The sequence below is a fragment of the Taibaiella soli genome (genome assembly GCF_003236175.1).
Lineage (GTDB): Bacteria > Bacteroidota > Bacteroidia > Chitinophagales > Chitinophagaceae > QKTW01.
Genome location: NZ_QKTW01000021.1, coordinates 23,880 through 40,698, shown reverse-complemented (window position 1 = coordinate 40,698; position 16,819 = coordinate 23,880). Strand labels below are relative to the sequence as shown.

Here is a 16,819-nt window from a genome sequence, read left to right as displayed (position 1 = left end):
AAAGGTATTCCCAGGGTATTTGAACCTGTGCCCAAACGGTGGGTTGTTGAAAGAAGCTTTGCCTGGATGGGATTACATAGACGACTATCAAAGGAATTTGAGCGACGTGTTGATTGTTCTGAGGCTATGATAAAAATTGTCTTTATCAAAATCATGCTTAAAAGATTAACTACTTCTTTTTAAACACCCTCTGAGCGGAACTCGAAGTTTGTCATGCTGAGCGGAGTCGAAGCATAAATGACCTGGGGATTTTGTTTTATTGCTGGCGCGGGTGTTCCGAAGGGCCACCTGTATCTATATGGTTGCCAGTTTGAAACTGGCAGGTGACTTCAGTTTCAAACTGACACGACTTTTAAACACGCGAACGCTGCGCGTCAGCGGACAAGCCTGTGATCTAGTTATTCAAATAAACAGCTGTGAAATACGCCACGGGCTTATTGTTTTTCAGCAATTGCATGTCGTCACCAGTGATAATAAAGTTGTCGCAATCCTGAATGGCGTGCATAAATTTTTGTTCGACCGGACCATAGTCACACCACATTTGCGTAGAGATCATATTGCTGAGATGAAGACCTTTATCGTCCGTTTTGTACGAGCCGCCAAAGCCGTTGCAACCGCCAAAGCCTTTTACTTCTACACCATTTTTATCAAACAGGATATAGATCTGCTTGGTCATTTTAGGAACAGTTGTATCCGGTAGTTTCTGCAGCACCCATCTTTTATCCTGCAGCTGCGCCAGCGCATCCTTAGAGATTGGTTCTTTCTTTGAAGTTGTTTTGCTGGTGCTACAAGACCAAAGCGAAATACAAAGTATGAAGAGGAGGAGATAGCGCATGATATTTAAGATTTTCTATTTGCGATTTGTGATCGGTTTACAACAATACGATCGTATTTGCACATTTTCAAATCAGCACATTTTCAGTTTGATTTACTGAAGATGTACGGCCGTAAATGATGCCACTGGTTTATCATTACTGAGTAATTCCATTTCCTGGCCATGAATGATAAAATTATCTGCGGTACCAACAGCGTGGAGAAATTTTTGCTCAACGGCGCTGTACTCACACATCATTTTAGTCATTGCCAGATTGCCGATGTGCAAACCTTTTTCATCTGTTTTGTAAGATCCGTGAAAGCTGTTGCATCCGGCATATCCGTTCAGCGACAAACCGTTTTTGCTAAAAATGATAAAAACAGGTTTTTGCATCTTGGGTAACGAGGTGTCTGGCAGATTATGTAATTCCCATCTTGTATTCTGGAGATGACTGAGTGCGTCTTTGGAAATGCCTGAGCTGGATTCTTCGTGTTTAGAAGCACTGCATGACATTAGAAAGATGCATGTGGCAAAAGAAATTACGTAACGCATAAATTCTTATTTGTTTGAAGATACGCTAAATATGTAATCGACAAAACATTATTTCACTCGAAGAAACGCAGTAAGAGGGTACAATTTCTTAAAGCTGCGCCGGGGTGGATTGGCCGCGCAAAACTATTATCTTTGCAGACTCAAAAACAGCTTATTGTAAGTATTTTAGTACAATGGAACTAAGTAAAAATTTTCAGCACCGCGAATCAGAACTACAATGGTATGAACATTGGAACCAGGCAGGTTATTTTCATTCTGTACCCGACGAACGTCCGGCGTACACGATAGTCATGCCGCCACCCAATGTCACAGGCGTCCTGCATATGGGACACGCTTTGAACAATACCGTTCAGGATGTATTGATCCGCCGTGCGAAAATGCAAGGCTTCAACACTTGTTGGGTTCCTGGTACCGACCACGCGTCTATTGCTACCGAAGCAAAAGTAGTAGCAATGCTTCGCGAAAAAGGAATTGATAAAAAAGACTTGTCGCGCGATGAGTTTTTGAAATATGCATGGGAATGGAAAGAGAAATATGGTGGCATCATCCTGCAACAGTTGAAAAAACTCGGCTGTGCATTGGATTGGGACCGTACGCATTTCACCATGGATAAAGATTATTACGCAGCAGTTATTCGCGTATTTCTGGATCTCTACAACAAAGGTCTGATCTATCGCGGCGTAAAAATGATCAACTGGGATCCGCGCGCAAAAACGGCACTCAGCGATGAAGAAGTAATCTTCAAGCAAACGAATTCTAAGCTGTACTATGTTCAGTATCGTCTCGATACCGAGCGGGAAGAATATATCACGATTGCAACTGTACGTCCCGAAACCATTTTGGGTGATACTGCAATCTGTGTACATCCGAACGATCCGCGTTACGCGCATTTGAAAGGCAAGTTCGCTTTTGTACCATTGATCAACCGTCGTATTCCGATCATTTTCGACGAATACATCGATATGGAATTTGGTACTGGTGCGCTGAAAGTAACGCCAGCACACGATTTGAATGACTACAACCTCGGCTTGAAACATAATTTACCGGTAATCGATACACTGAACGATGACGGTACAATGAGTGAAGCAGCTACGTTATACATTGGTGAAGACCGTTTTGCAGTTCGTAAAAAAATCGTTGTAGCGCTGAAAGAATCAGGTAATCTGATTAAAGAAGAAGAATACACAAACCAGGTTGGTCACTCTGAAAGAACAGATGCGGTAATTGAGCCACGTTTGTCTATGCAGTGGTGGTGCAAAATGGAAGATCTCGCGAAGCCTGCACTGGAAGCAGTAATGGAAGATGACATAGCGTTCTATCCTGCGAAGTTTAAAAACCTGTATCGTCACTGGATGGGTAATATCAAAGATTGGTGTATCAGTCGCCAGCTTTGGTGGGGCCATCGAATTCCTGCATGGTACACGCCAGATAACAAAATGACAGTTGCTGCAACACTTGAAGAGGCGTTTGCAGAATTATCTAAAAGCGATGCATCATTGACCATCGATCAGATCCGTCAGGAAGATGATTGTCTGGATACATGGTTCAGCAGCTGGTTATGGCCAATGGAAGTATTTGGCTGGAACGAAAATCCAAATAATGCAGACCTGCAATATTATTATCCGACCAGCACACTTGTAACGGCTCCTGAAATTATCTTTTTCTGGGTAGCGCGTATGATTATGTCTGGTTATGAATACATGGGTAAAAAGCCTTTTGACAAGGTTTATTTTACCGGTATCGTAAGAGATAAGCAAGGCCGCAAAATGAGTAAATCTTTGGGCAATTCTCCTGATTTGCTGGCGTTGATTGATGATTTTGGCGCCGATGCGGTTCGTTTCTCTGTAATGATTTCTTCTCCGGCGGGTAATGATCTGCTGTTTGATGAAAGTCAGCTGGAACAGGGCCGTAATTTCTCCAACAAGATCTGGAATGCGATGAAGCTTGTAAAAGGCTGGGAAGAACGCGTTTCTGATGAAACATCAGATGAATATGCACAGTTTGCCATTCATTGGATGGAGCAACGCATAGCGGAGACTGGCGTTGAGCTGGAAGCGATGTTCAAAGATTTCCGTCTGAGCGAAGCGCTGAAAACAATTTATACCCTTATCTGGAATGATTTTTGTTCCTGGTATCTGGAATGGGTAAAACCTGGTTTTGAGCAACCGGTTTCTGCGAAAGTATTTGATAAAACCATTTCGATCTTCGAACAGCTGTTGCAATTGCTGCATCCGTATATGCCATTCGTAACGGAAGAAATTTATCACTTACTGCGTGGCCGCAAAATGGGCGATGATCTGATGCCGCTGGCAATGCCTGCTTACAATACAGATAATGCTACGATCCTGAAACAGGGAGCGATGCTGCAGGATGTGATCACCAGCGTTCGTGATGCGCGCAACAAAAACCAGTTCAAACCAAAAGATCAGATCATTCTGTCTGTGGATACGCAGCATAAAGATTTCTATAACGCGACGCTTGATATCTTACAACGTCAGGTAAATGCAGAAGAAATTAAATTTACTTCGGAGCAACCTGCTTCTTCGATCGCTGTAGTAGTAAACACAGATAAGTTGTATATTGAAGCTTTCGGTAAGGTGATCGATTTCGGTGTGCAGAAAGAACAGCTGGCAAAAGACCTCGAATATCTGAAAGGATTTTTGGCCAGTGTAGATAAGAAACTGAGTAACGAACGTTTTGTTTCGAATGCAAAACCGGAGATCATTGAAGCGGAGCGTAAAAAACAATCAGACGCCCAGGCCAAAATTAAGGTACTTGAAGAAAGCCTGAGCTCGCTTTAAACTTTTACTAATGAAGCACGTTAGTTTTTATATCGGATCGGTGGCGCTATGCCTTTTCAGTATGGCGGTGTGGGCACAGAAGCCAAAGAAGGAAATGAAGAAACCTGTAACACCTCCGGTGGCAATGAAAGAAACACAGGTTTATCTCGGTAATTCTTTGCTCAGCGGCGGTGAAATTACCAAACATCAGTTTGACTCGCTGGTAGCACAAGGTCTGAAAACCGACATGGGTGTAGGCACAGTAAGTGGTTTTACTTTTAGCTATGCTGAACGTGGTATCTTCGAAGATTCTGTAGGCAACCCGATTGAAAGAGTAGAACTGCTGAGCGAAGTTTGTAAAGGTGATACATTACCTGCCTATTTGAAGAGCTCACTCGTCGAACGTTCTAAACGTGGTGATACTGCTTATTTTGAGCATGTCGCGGTCCGAACGGTAGATGGGGCAGTAGTTCCCGGTAAATCAATGAAATTTGTACTGACAAAATAGAAAAAGCCGCGTGAGCGGCTTTTTTGTTTTAAGTCGAATTCGGAATTCAAAAAATGGGTGGCTATTACAATGTCATATCGACGGCAGGAGATATCCCGCGAGAATACATGCACACATTGCGCGGGATCCTTCCTTCGTCAGGAGGACAAATGCGAGTGGTGGTGTTTGGTGCAAATTGTATAACCACCATGTCATATCGACAAGAGATATCCTGCTAAATATGTAAACGCAGAATACGCGGGATCCCTCTTTCATCGGGATGACCAACGCGAGTGAAATTATATAACAAAATGGTCATGTCGACGAAGGAGACATCCCGCAAGAATACGTGTACACATTGTGCGAGATCCTTCCTTCATCAGGATGACAAACGTGGTAACTAGCCATTGTCAACTGTCAGCTGTCAATTGTCAACTCGCCCAAAAAGCATTTCCCCCACAGGGACTGCCACTTTCAGTTTATTTGCATCTGGTGGGATCGGACAAGAAAAACCATCTGCGTAAGCGCAGTAAGGATTGTAGCATTTATTGAAATCAAGCAGCAATTTTCCGTTTTTGATATCACCGATACGTAGGTCAATATAGCGGCCACCGGCATAAGTGGTTACATAATTGGTCATATCCGTGAATGGAATAAAAAGATAGTCTTCCAATCCTTTTTGCTTCATCAGATCAATGCCCTGATAGATTTCCAGCGTTTGCGTGGTATCATGAATCTTAAACGTCAGCAAACCGTATTGGCGATATTTTTTCAGCTTGCCACTGTGTGTGGGCATGTCAAATGTTTTCGCCTTCGGCGTTCGCGTAAATGTAGCAGATATACGGTAGTTTTTATCCGGAGTAAAGAAACGAAGATAACCAGTATCAGCCGCCTTCAGCGGACTTCTGTTGTCTTCGAGGAATTCCTGTTTATATTTTTCTCGATGTTTATAGATGCTATCGGCGTAATTGCTTTGAGCATTTACCTGAAAAGAAAAAAGGAGTACTATGCAGGAGAGAATGAATTTCATTCATCAAAAGTAAAGAGAATCGCTGATGTCTGATTTTTCGATCGCTGATTTGGAATTAATGTGGGGCAATGTGATGAATGTGGGAAATGTGTTTGCTGTGCATGAGAATTGCCAAACGCGAGTATAATAACATGAGTTATATAAAAACGTGGTCATTGCGATGAGTTGGCAAACAGCAAAGCTGTGGAAACGAAGTGGCAACCTGATTTCGTGGACGGAAAAATGATATGCTACACTTAGTCATTTGTGGATTGTATCCAACGTGCAACAAAAACAGACGTAGTAGCGTTGTGGCGCCGTGAGAGAAATTTTTGCGTCTTTGCTCCTCATGCGTGTCGCCCGGAGCAAAGCGAAATCAGATCGCCACGTTGCCACCGCAGTTGCACTGCATAGCGGCTCCTCGCGATGACCCGCGTTGTGTGTTCTCCAATACGAGTAATAAAAGGCAGACGTAGTAGCAGCGTACCGCCGTGAGAGATTTCTAGCGAAGGTTTTGAATTTTGACTTTTAAATTAATCCGCCATCAGCGATATAGATCCATTGTGCAGCAGCACCGGAAGCCAGATATAAAGCTCCGCAAGTAGGGCAGACGCATCCAATCCCGTTTTAGACGCTGCTATTTGCGTAGCCTCTGTAAGGCTGATTGCTGCTGTGCAGGTACGTAGAAAATGAAATTGCCATTCCTGGATTGGTTCTGCATGAAGTCGGTAATTTTTCCTGCAAACCGCTACAAAACTTTGCTTCGGCTCTGGTAAATCATATTCCTCTTCCCGCTGAATAGCATGATAAAAAGGCAAGACAGGAAAGCTTAATTCCAATAAACGGAGGCAAGGATTTGCCTGAATAGTGAGTGGTTGGAACAACATCATTTCAACAGAAAGATCTTCTTGAAAAGAAATGCGTTCTTCCGTTCCGGCAATGCGTAAAACCTCATGTACTGTGCGCTCCAGCATCGCTAAAGCAATTGGTAAATCCAGAAATGCCTGCTGTTCTTCCGCCACTTGTGCGGTTGGTTTGGTGCGTTCCAGAAATGCTGGAAAGCCCGCGCAGAGATCATATAAACTAAAAGAAGTAGAAGGATGAAATGCCAGATATGCTTTTGCAAAATGGTCGAATAAATCTTCACCAAGAAATTTTCGCAGTACTGGAAAGTCAGCATACATGCAGTCGAGCAGGCGTAATACGTATCCGCTGGTGTATACATTCAGGCGTTCATGAATGGATGCTTTGTCCGTTGCTAATACTACGTCATCTTCCGTTAAAGAAAAATGATGCTGCGCTTTCTGCAGTTTATATGGCAATGCACCGCCAGACGTGATGATCGTCTTCATCCAATGTTGTAAAAGAGCAGTGTTAGTCATGATTTGTTTCCAATTGAAAATGCACCGGCGTAGAAATTACCGTAGCATCCGTAGTGTGTACTTTTATCTCCGGCAAATAACCTTGCATGACCGTTTTTGCTTTAAATAATTCAGTGACCAATTCAGGGTAATCCGGAATATTCGCATCCCATTCTAATAACGTACTGACGCCACCAGTAAGGTTTTGCGCCAGCTGGTATAATTTCCATACTTCAGAAGGAACAGGCTGGTCGTGCGTGTCGATCAAGAGATTGCCGCAATCGGTTGGGCCAGCCAGATGCATTTGTACAATGTGTTCATGCGGCAGGTTTTCAATATAATGTCTTGCATCAAAACCATGATTGTGTGCAGATACAAAAACATTATTTACATCGAGCAACAAACCGCAACCGGTGCGTTTTGCCATCGCTGAAAGAAATTCCCATTCCTGCATTGTAGAAGATTTGAATTGCAGATAGGTCGATGGATTTTCCAGAACTAATGGTCTTTGTAAATGATCCTGTACCTGCATTACACGACTGCAAACATGATCCAGGCTTTCTTCGGTAAGCGGCATGGGTAGCAGATCATGTGTGTTCACATAAGCGACCCCGGTCCAGCAAAGATGATCGGAAATCCATGCGGGTTCTACAACTTCAGCAAGTGTTTTCAGTTTTTTCAGATAATCCATGTTCAATGGATCAGTGCTGCCGATAGAAAGGGAAACGCCATGCATCACTACTGGCACCTGTTTGCGGATGTGCATCAATACATGTCGTGCAAATCCAAAATCATCCATGAAGTTTTCGGAGATGATTTCAAACCAGTCTACAACCGGTGGATTTTCCAGCAGATGATTGAAGTGCTTATTACGTAAACCCACGCCAAGGCCCAGATTGGGTAGGCCAAGGCGTGAGTTGTTATTAAATTGGTTCATGTTTTTTTACTAGGTAGAAGGTGGGAATGCAATACGCAATTCGCTTGGTTTCGGTTTCTCCGGAATTTTCGTACCGCGCTTGGTCAATACTTCTACATATGCTTTCCAGGCTACATCGTAAACCAGTTCACCTTCATCGTAGGTAATGGCATCCTGCATTGATACTGCATGCCAGCCCTGTGCGTCTTTGGTGTAGTCAAACAATTCCATTCTATTGCCCAGCTGCGGACTTGGAGCCGGATACATCTGCGAAGCAGAAATAGGCACGGCACAACCACCTAATGCACCGCATTTATTGTCGGACGGGGCACTGAAGAATGTTGGAGCGCCACAACCTGCGCCTGCTTTCAGCATTTCAGGATCGGGAGCTACAGTTACTTTCTGCTTGACTGGTAAAATAGCAGAAGCACTGCAGTTGCTGCCACCGGTTACCGTTTGTACGAAGCCACAGCCGCCTTCTGCGCGACAAGTGTTCGAACCTTTACAAGTATGATATACTTCAATCGCGGCACAAACATTTGCATCGTTCGGCTGTGAAGGATCAAGATTCATACCTTGGCAAGAGTGGTATAATACACCGTCTGCTTTTGGTTTAATACCGATCGACAGATCAGGTGCTTGTCCGAAGATTGCCCAGCAGATAGACATTCTATCACCAGAACCAGACATCGACGGATAAGGGAACAGATTATTCGGACCAGGAGGTTGATTCCAGAATTTTTCCAGTACAGTTGTAACGCCGGCAATAGCGCCTGCGGATGCACGGCTCAGTTGCTCGTAATTATCTGCAGTGTTATTTGCTTTCAGATTGTTGAGCGCTGATGCAATCTCATCTGCAGTTGGCAGTGGATGTTTATTCAGATCATAACCATCTGTTTTCAGCATGTCAGCATTCCATTTATTGCCTGCCGCGTGCCATTGATCCCATGTTTTGATGCCGCCTTGTTCCACCAGTTCCATAACACGCTCAAATGTTTCATAGTGGTCTTTAGAACCAAAATGTACACGGGCTGCAGCGTCTGCAGATGGTTTTTCTTTGCCGGTATCTGTATACGAAGGATAATCTTTTTCAAGATTTTCAGCATTTGGCTGGAACTGATCTTTAACGGCCATCAATGGTTGTACATAATGCGCACGTTGTTTGATCATTTTCACCACGCCGCCGCCTTCACCCTGATCGGTGATGCCGTTGATCATATCCAGTACTTGCAGCTGTGCTTTTTCAGGATCTGTCTGATCAACGGTAGCGCGCATTTTCGGATATTCCGGTGCGTGATTTGTTGTATTCGCATTGAAGATATCCTGCTGATCGTTGTTTGCCGCTACAAACACATAATCCCAAAGGGTAGTGTTGTCTTTGTATTCTATGGAAAGATATTCCCACAGGCAGAGATACATAGATCCGATAGAACCAAACATCGGTAAATCGGCTTCTGTACTGTTTGCTGTCCAGTTTTTAAACGGAACATCAGGGAAATATTTTTTTGCTTTTTTTACCTCTTCGCGAATGATGGATTCGGCTTTGTCTTCCGTTTCTTCAATCGCGAGGAACAGGTTCATCTGTTCTTTATTTACCGGACCGAGTTTTACTTTGATTTCGTTGTACGGTGCAATGGTGTCTTTAAAATCCAGGATGTGTGGTAACACGGTAATGTCCGGACCATAGCATTTCCAGCCAAAGTTTGGTGTCTGCAGTGCAGGGCTGACATACGTAGGCGTTTTACCGATTACTTTACAAATGTTGGAAGCCAGTTGCAAATGCAGCATTTCGGCGATGAATACGCTGAAGATTGCGTTGAATGCCTCATCGTTTGGTGTAACAGGATTGGCTACAGTGCCTTTTCCTGGCCACAGACGACCTTGATAAAAATTGTTTTTACCATTGATCTGGTGTGTGCCATACAGCGAGTACAGCGACGTCATGTACAATGGAATCGTGAACAGTTCCACATTTACTGCTGCCTGTGCAATCGCGTACAGCGCAGATTTGTCGGTTTCTTTGAATCCCGGATCGCGGTCGCTCGCCACGTCCTTAAAGAGAAGACTCATGGTGTTTTCGTTTTTGTTTTAAAGTGGTGATTATGAAATGTAAATGGAAACGAGTTGGTGTGTCACAAAAACTGCTGATAGATGGTCTTTGTGCGACAATCTAAACATCAGATGTTTTGCTGTGAACTATATAGTGTCTGTGATGGTAATTGACGATAAGATTGGCACGGGGAAATGCATGCCTGTGGCGGGTGATGTTTGTGTGTTTTTCATGGGAGCTTGATTGTGGGCTAAACATAGTAAAAGTTCTGTGGAAATTCCAAGGGCAGGAGAAAATTGTTGATAGCTTGATAAGGTAAAAACGGAAATAAAACAATGGCGCGCGAGTTAGCACAGCTCCACTGCCGCGGGTGTTCCGAAGGGCCACCGTGTGTGACATACAGCCCAGTCCCTGACTGGCACATGTAATCTTGTCGTCAGTCAGGAGACTGACAAGCAGCTCAGGCACGAGAGCGCTGCGCTAATTCTCGCGCCAGTGCAATAAAAAAGCAGCCCGAAGGCTGCTTCTATAATATTATTTAATCTCAAGGTTAAATCAGCAATTAAGCTTCTGCATTCTGATTGACTGTGTTATGCTCCGGGCGCATCTGCGGAAACAGCAACACATCCTGAATAGAAACATTACCAGTCAGCAACATAGCCAGACGCTCAATGCCGATACCGATACCAGCTGTTGGTGGCATACCATATTCCAGTGCACGCAGGAAGTCGTAGTCAATAAACATCGCTTCATCATCACCGCGTTCCATCAGGCGCACTTGTTCTTCAAAACGTTCGCGCTGATCGATCGGGTCGTTCAACTCACTGTAAGCATTGGCAATTTCCTTACCATTGATCATCAGTTCGAAACGTTCTACCAGACCAGGTTTGCTGCGGTGTTTTTTCGTCAGCGGACTCATTTCAACCGGGTAGTCGATAATAAATGTTGGCTGAATATAATTGCCTTCGCATTTTTCACCGAAGATGGTATCGATCAGTTTGCCTTTGCCCATGCTCGCATCCGTTTCCAGACGCAGTTGTTTACAAACATCGCGCAGCTGATCTTCATCCATGCCCGTGATATCAAAACCTGTAAATTCTTTGATAGAATCGAAGATGCTGATACGCTTGAACGGCGCTTTAAAGCTGATTGTTTTACCATCGATCTCTACATCGGTAACACCGTTAGTAGCAATCGCAGTTTTCTCCAGCATTTGCTCCGTTGTTTCCATCATCCAGAGATAGTCTTTATAAGCGACGTAAAACTCAAGGATGGTAAACTCTGGATTGTGTGTACGGTCCATACCTTCATTGCGGAAGTTGCGGCTGAATTCGTATACCCAGTCAAAACCACCCACTACAAGGCGTTTCAGGTACAGTTCATTCGCAATACGCAGATACAAAGGAATGTCCAGTGCATTGTGGTGCGTTGTAAACGGACGGGCAATAGCGCCACCCGGAATCGTTTGCAACACAGGAGTATCTACTTCCAGCGCACCTCTTTCGTTGAGGAAGTCGCGGATAGCATTTTTCATTTTGGTGATCTTGCTGAACGTATCACGAACCGAAGGATTCACGATCAGATCCGCATAGCGCTGACGGTATTTGAATTCCGCATCGCTTACCGCATCAAACACTTCACCGTCTTTTTCTTTTACTACCGGCAGTGGGCGCAGTGATTTTGTAAGCAGGGTGAACGATTGTACGTGAATAGACGTTTCACCGGTTTTTGTAGTAAATACATAACCTGTTACGCCAACGATATCACCGAGGTCAATGAGTTTTTTCCAAACGGTGTTGTACAGCGTTTTATCCTCACCAGGACAAATATCATCGCCTTTGATGTACACCTGAATACGACCGGTGCTGTCTTGCAATTGAGCGAAGTTAGCTTTACCCATATCGCGTTTCGTCATCACACGGCCAGCCAGAGAAACAGACTTAAATTCCTCCTTCTTCTCTTCAGTGTAGTTTTCCTTTATTTCGGCTGCAGTATGAGTTACTTCATACAATGGGGCAGGGTACGGGTCAATGCCCAGTGCTTCCAGCTCTTTGAGCTTTTCCCGGCGCACAATCTCCTGTTCGCTAAGTGTTGCTTGCATTTAGATGTAATAAATTAAAAGTCAATTCAGAATCATTTTCACCAGATTGGCAGAAAACGGGATGCAAAAATAATACTTTATATCTAGATACTTTCAAAAGAGCTTAAAGGCTTAACGCTCAAAGCTTAATGCTTGTCCGACACTTGTTGCCCTAAGCGAAGCGGAAGATCAAAATTCAGAAGTGCTAAAGGCCTAAAGCTCAAAACTTAAGACTACTCAGGGACTGTTTTCCGGAGTGGCGCTGTGGTGGCAGAAATTCCTGTACATGAGTTTACCAAGTCCTGTACAGGAGTTTACCAAGTCTTGTACAGGAGTTTATCGAGTTCTGTGCATGAGTTGTAGATAGTATGAGTTATGCCGTGCGGTAGTGCCGCCGCGAGAAATTTCCCCGCGCGATGAAAGTTCTCCTCTTTTGGAGGAGCTAGAGGAGGCTTACCGTTGCAGTCTGTAAAACGCACCATTTTCCCCGCCGACGATCAGATCTCCGTTCGGAGCACGCGCAATACAACGGAGATGATCTTTAGTGAAACGGTCAAACTCCATCCAGTGTTGCCCACCATCATCAGTATAGGTGACCAGGCCATCTTCACCAACGGCATAACCATTCATATCGTCTGTAAACAAAATATCGTAGAGGTGATAGCGCGGAATCGTCAGATCGTTGCCATTGCGCATGCGCGTCCAGCTTTCGCCGCCATCGGTCGATTTGAAAATACTTCCCGCATAACCGCAAGTCCAGATACAGGCTGGGTTCCGGCAGTCCATTGCCGTGAAATTATCGGTATTGATATTGAGAAAACGCCAGCTATTACCGCCATCCGTGGTTTTTTTGATAACCCCGTAACCGCAGACAAACCCTACCTGGGAATCCAGCATTCTGATTTGATTAAGCTCGTAACCCACCGAATCATAGGACGTTACATTGCCGTCACTGCCAACATGGCCAGTGCAGCCGAAATCAAAACTCACACCACCTACCATCAATCCATGCGTGCTGGTTGGAAACGCCACACTTTTATAAGGTTGCCAGGACGAGAGCTGCCGGAATTGCCAGGTTTTACCCGTATCGCCACTGGAAAGCATCTTGGCGTCATAACTGCAGGTGTATAAAGTGCCATCGGGCGACGCCGTTATATCGTAAATCTCTTTACCTGCTTCAGGGTACGTTTCCAGCGACCAGGTATACCCGCCGTCGTGCGTGGTAAGAATATCGGCGTAAAGAAATCTTAAGCCGCCTACAGCGAACCCTAAGGTATCATTGAGGAATAAAATACGGTCAATGGTATGAGTGGTATGGCTGTCGATCTGCTGATCTTTTTTCCAATGCAAAAGATCTTTTTTACAGGAACTTAATCCTGAAGCAAATAGCAAAATAATACAGATAAAAACAGTCCGTAACCGCATGTTAAAAGGGGTGGAGGCTGCAATATAATAGATATTCGCTCATGAAAAAAGACCCGCCGGGTAGGGCAGGTCTTTGCTTCGGGATACGAAAATCAATTTATTTTTTTACAAAAATATTAGACGCCATTTGGTCGCCGTTCCGGTACAGGATGGTGTAAATACCGTTTGGCAAACTATGAATATCTACTTCAATTTTGTTGTTCTTTTTAGTCATTATAGCCGGAATATTTCTGCCCACAGCATCATAAATCATGATGCTTGCGCCGGTTGCTACTACATTATCTCCGGTAATAAACAATGTTTCGGTTGCCGGGTTTGGATAAATATTGAGATTGCGTTTGGCAATGTTTACAACGGCGTTTGGTATTGGTGGTAGTGGTGCCAACGGATTGTTGTAAATATTCCAGGCAGTATCTGCCAGATCTTTGATTTTTGTAAAGTTCGCAGAGCCACAGTAGTTGCTGGTATCCATCGGTTGCACTACTAAAGCCATTGTGACGAGTTGCGAAGAACTGTGTTCCAATACAAAATCATTGGTAGCAATTACAAATCTGCGATCGCCCGGAGTATTTGCCATGGCACATTCCGACCATCCGCCCGCTAGACTTGGATCATCGGGATAGATATAAGTTGCCGGTTGACTGGTCAGTGGATTGGAGATTTGCGTGCCGACGCGATTGCGGGAATGCATCAGATTATAATATTCGACAGCGCTTGTGGGATTGCCGTTTGCGGTAGCTGAATTGTCAAAAGTCATAAAACTGCCCGCCGGTTTCGCCACACCCCAGGCATCGCCAGGCAGATTAATCATGCTGACGCCTGCAATCGGGAGCTGACGGCCGTATTGGGTGTCGCTGGAATCTGCATTATATACAATGCCCATTCTATGTACCGAATCATAACCGATATAGTCATCGAAAGCGAAGCCCAGATCCATATCAGACCACATCGCCATCCGGAACGAATCATAGTCTACCTGCGATTTATTCAGCAGTTTGAAATCGTAGTACAGGATATTATCGATAGCCGTACCTCGGCTATATCCATAAGCAGAAACTTGTGTTTCAATCCCAATAGGGTCGGTGTTGGTTCCGTGCGTACCTGCCACATCATTATAGACGAACCAGAGCATCTGGTCGCCCTTAATAGCGGGGTAGTCGCCGTTAATTGGGTTGTAGTCGCCATTGCTGTCTACATCCACAAACGGCGCCATTTCATCCGAAATAGTCAGCGTCGCACCATTGTTTCCTTTGGCATAAGGATTGCCTTTCGCCGGCCATTCCAGAATGGTTGTCGGCGTATTCGTAGTGGTATGCGAAGTCATTGCACGAAATGAATCGATCGTTGTCTGGTCGATTTTCCAGATACGCGCCCAGTTTTGTACGGTGGCACTGGTGGTTTGTCCATTCGCATCCAACGGTCCCGGCCAGTAATCATTTCCATTCTGGCGATAGGTTTGTGCGGCGATATGCAGGTTGCCCTGATGATCATAACCTCCCATCCAGATACCCGTTGCCTGCCCGATGTTTTTGCCTGATCCTTTAGGAAATTCACAAGCTGGATTTTGTGTAGCAGGATTCCACCAAAGATCGCCGTGCACAAGCGCGGCAGCCTTAATGTTGTTGATGTCAAGATTGGCGGTGGTGTTGTACGTCCCTTGCGCCCCGGCAGAAGAAATGGATAATGACGCAATTGGCAGCAGGAATAATTGGTAAAGTTTCTTGTTCATAGAAGTTCGATTAGGTGAAGACAATAATAGCGCTGTGAAGTTACAAACATCATTTTTTAGTTTGTATCGCTTATTGTCAATCAACTGTAAAACTTCGGAATCGCCATTTAATATTCGATGCTTTATAAATACTAAGCACCAATCATCCTATTATTCACTTTTGATTAGAACACCGCATGATTTTGGTTTTACAATCTCCAATCTCAAAAAGCTAAATCATTTGCCTTGCTTTAAGCTCCAGGTATTTGTTGATCACATCCACATTGAGTTGCTGTGGTGTGGTAAGAATGGAAATAATGCCATGACGGCGCAGTTCTTTTACAATTTGTTTTTTCTCGAAATCAAACTGGTCCGCAATTGTCTTAATGTAGATGCCTTCCGTACTGTCGGGCTGCGATTGGTGAATTTCTTTCAGTAGAGTATTCTCAAAAAAAACGACGCAGAGCAAATGACGGCGGGCCATGTGCCGGAGGAACGGCAACTGTCTTTCCAGCGCGGCCATGGTTTCGAAATTGGTGAACAGCAGGAAAAAGCTGCGCTGGGTTACCCGTTGATGGATTTGCGTCCACAAACTTTGGTAATCACTTTCTTTGAATTCGGTTTGTTGTTTGTAAAGTCCTTCCAGCAGCAGGTTCAGCTGGCCGCTGCGTCTGTCTGCCGCAATAATGTCGTTTACTTTATTAGAAAATGTGATCAAGCCTGCTCGGTCTTGTTTCAGTAATGCGATGTTCAATAATGCCAGACTCGCATTGATGGAATAATCGAGCAACGTCATCTCATCAAAAGGCATTTTCATTGAGCGGCCTTTATCGATGATACAGTATACCTGTTGCTGACGTGCATCAGTGTAGGTGTTTACCATTAAGGTATTGCGGCGGGCTGTTGCTTTCCAGTTGATAGTGCGGACATCATCTCCCTGTATATAGTCTTTGATCTTCTCAAATTCCATGCTGTGGCCCAGCTTGCGTACTTTCTTAATGCCGAAATATTGTTGATTGCTCACAGCCATAAGCTGATATTTTTTTAGCTGAAGAAAAGACGGATAAACTTTTACGTTTGTTTCTTCTTCTACAGCTTCCCGTTTTTGCAACAAAGCAAATGGTGTTCGTAAATAAGCCCAGAGCGTTCCAAAATGGTATTCACCACGGGTTACTGGGCGTAAATGATAACTGGTTTGTTTTCTTGTATTCGGAGCAATCGAAAGATCTAACGTGAAATCTCTTTTTTGAAATTGAACGGGCAATTGATCGATCAGGGTTGCATTGATTTTATACGGATAACCATTGAACATAGAAATGCGTATTTCTGTATCGTCGCCCAACGAAAAGCGGGCGGGCATTATCCGACGGGTTTTCAACGAACCTCGCACAAAAAATAACAACACGTAGTCGACTACCGTCAGGGCAACCACCACCAATAAATAGATACGTGCGGCCGGCAGCATAACTTCCGCAAAGTAGGCTACTATAAACAATAGCGCACAACTTGCCATAAGCAGGTACCAACGAGTGGTCAGAAATAAATCGCCGATATATTTTTTAAACATGTTCAGATCGCTGATGTCTGATTTTTATAGTTGACAGTTGACAGTGTTTGCACTTTGTGAGGCTGAGCGG

General features: G+C 44.3%; 13 protein-coding genes. 3 read left to right on the top strand and 10 right to left on the bottom strand.

What is annotated here, in order from left to right; genetic code table 11:
• A partial coding sequence (locus tag DN068_RS15795; RefSeq protein WP_165836422.1) for a transposase occupies positions 1-183 on the top strand: 183 nt, incomplete at its 5' end.
• A 211-nt stretch (positions 184-394) separates the two neighbouring features.
• On the opposite strand, the gene DN068_RS15790 is transcribed toward DN068_RS15795, so the two are convergent.
• Together DN068_RS15790 and DN068_RS15785 are read right to left on the bottom strand one after the other, a co-directional pair.
• On the bottom strand, positions 395-835 hold the full coding sequence (locus DN068_RS15790) for an META domain-containing protein (RefSeq protein WP_110999910.1): 441 nt from the start codon (positions 833-835) through the stop codon (positions 395-397).
• A 93-nt stretch (positions 836-928) separates the two neighbouring features.
• Complete coding sequence (locus DN068_RS15785) at positions 929-1,366, bottom strand: META domain-containing protein (RefSeq protein WP_110999909.1); 438 nt, start codon at positions 1,364-1,366, stop codon at positions 929-931.
• 173 nt (positions 1,367-1,539) lie between these two features.
• Between DN068_RS15785 and DN068_RS15780 the strand changes: the two genes are divergently transcribed.
• Both DN068_RS15780 and DN068_RS15775 read left to right on the top strand, forming a co-directional pair.
• Positions 1,540-4,167, top strand: coding sequence for a valine--tRNA ligase (locus DN068_RS15780; RefSeq protein WP_110999908.1), 2,628 nt, complete (start codon positions 1,540-1,542; stop codon positions 4,165-4,167).
• A gap of 10 nt (positions 4,168-4,177) precedes the next feature.
• The gene (locus tag DN068_RS15775; protein ID WP_123985375.1) at positions 4,178-4,654 is read left to right on the top strand and encodes a hypothetical protein; all 477 of its coding nucleotides are present in this window, start codon (positions 4,178-4,180) and stop codon (positions 4,652-4,654) included.
• 403 nt (positions 4,655-5,057) lie between these two features.
• Here the strand turns inward: DN068_RS15775 and DN068_RS15770 are convergent, their stop codons facing one another.
• From DN068_RS15770 to DN068_RS15730, 8 genes are all read right to left on the bottom strand, one after another.
• Complete coding sequence (locus tag DN068_RS15770; protein ID WP_110999906.1) at positions 5,058-5,663, bottom strand: DUF1684 domain-containing protein; 606 nt, start codon at positions 5,661-5,663, stop codon at positions 5,058-5,060.
• Between the two features lie 512 nt (positions 5,664-6,175).
• A complete protein-coding gene (locus DN068_RS15765) occupies positions 6,176-7,024 on the bottom strand; it encodes an HvfC/BufC N-terminal domain-containing protein (RefSeq protein WP_110999905.1) in 849 nt (282 codons plus the stop codon).
• Positions 7,017-7,940 (bottom strand): MNIO family bufferin maturase, encoded by a 924-nt coding sequence (gene bufB / locus DN068_RS15760; RefSeq protein WP_110999904.1) that lies wholly within the window; start codon positions 7,938-7,940, stop codon positions 7,017-7,019. Before bufB ends, DN068_RS15765 begins: the two co-directional genes overlap by 8 nt.
• Positions 7,941-7,949: 9 nt before the next feature.
• On the bottom strand, positions 7,950-9,989 hold the full coding sequence (locus DN068_RS15755; RefSeq protein ID WP_110999903.1) for a ferritin-like domain-containing protein: 2,040 nt from the start codon (positions 9,987-9,989) through the stop codon (positions 7,950-7,952).
• Between the two features lie 542 nt (positions 9,990-10,531).
• Positions 10,532-12,070 (bottom strand): lysine--tRNA ligase, encoded by a 1,539-nt coding sequence (gene lysS / locus DN068_RS15745; protein WP_110999901.1) that lies wholly within the window; start codon positions 12,068-12,070, stop codon positions 10,532-10,534.
• Between the two features lie 432 nt (positions 12,071-12,502).
• A complete protein-coding gene (locus DN068_RS15740; protein ID WP_165836421.1) occupies positions 12,503-13,399 on the bottom strand; it encodes a WD40/YVTN/BNR-like repeat-containing protein in 897 nt (298 codons plus the stop codon).
• A 172-nt stretch (positions 13,400-13,571) separates the two neighbouring features.
• On the bottom strand, positions 13,572-15,203 hold the full coding sequence (locus DN068_RS15735) for a T9SS type A sorting domain-containing protein (protein ID WP_110999899.1): 1,632 nt from the start codon (positions 15,201-15,203) through the stop codon (positions 13,572-13,574).
• A 211-nt stretch (positions 15,204-15,414) separates the two neighbouring features.
• Positions 15,415-16,542, bottom strand: a complete 1,128-nt coding sequence (locus tag DN068_RS15730) for a DUF58 domain-containing protein (protein ID WP_207798977.1) — start codon at positions 16,540-16,542, stop codon at positions 15,415-15,417.
• Positions 16,543-16,819: the final 277 nt, after the last annotated feature.

Excerpts from the sequence above, each read along its gene's own strand:
- DN068_RS15790 (WP_110999910.1), bottom strand. The coding sequence starts at position 835 with ATGCGCTATCTCCTCCTCTTCATACTTTGTATTTCGCTTTGGTCTTGT.
- DN068_RS15785 (WP_110999909.1), bottom strand. The coding sequence starts at position 1,366 with ATGCGTTACGTAATTTCTTTTGCCACATGCATCTTTCTAATGTCATGC.
- DN068_RS15780 (WP_110999908.1), top strand. The coding sequence starts at position 1,540 with ATGGAACTAAGTAAAAATTTTCAGCACCGCGAATCAGAACTACAATGG.
- DN068_RS15775 (WP_123985375.1), top strand. The coding sequence starts at position 4,178 with ATGAAGCACGTTAGTTTTTATATCGGATCGGTGGCGCTATGCCTTTTC.
- DN068_RS15770 (WP_110999906.1), bottom strand. The coding sequence starts at position 5,663 with ATGAAATTCATTCTCTCCTGCATAGTACTCCTTTTTTCTTTTCAGGTA.
- DN068_RS15765 (WP_110999905.1), bottom strand. The coding sequence starts at position 7,024 with ATGACTAACACTGCTCTTTTACAACATTGGATGAAGACGATCATCACG.
- bufB (WP_110999904.1), bottom strand. The coding sequence starts at position 7,940 with ATGAACCAATTTAATAACAACTCACGCCTTGGCCTACCCAATCTGGGC.
- DN068_RS15755 (WP_110999903.1), bottom strand. The coding sequence starts at position 9,989 with ATGAGTCTTCTCTTTAAGGACGTGGCGAGCGACCGCGATCCGGGATTC.
- lysS (WP_110999901.1), bottom strand. The coding sequence starts at position 12,070 with ATGCAAGCAACACTTAGCGAACAGGAGATTGTGCGCCGGGAAAAGCTC.
- DN068_RS15735 (WP_110999899.1), bottom strand. The coding sequence starts at position 15,203 with ATGAACAAGAAACTTTACCAATTATTCCTGCTGCCAATTGCGTCATTA.
- DN068_RS15730 (WP_207798977.1), bottom strand. The coding sequence starts at position 16,542 with ATGCCCGCCCGCTTTTCGTTGGGCGACGATACAGAAATACGCATTTCT.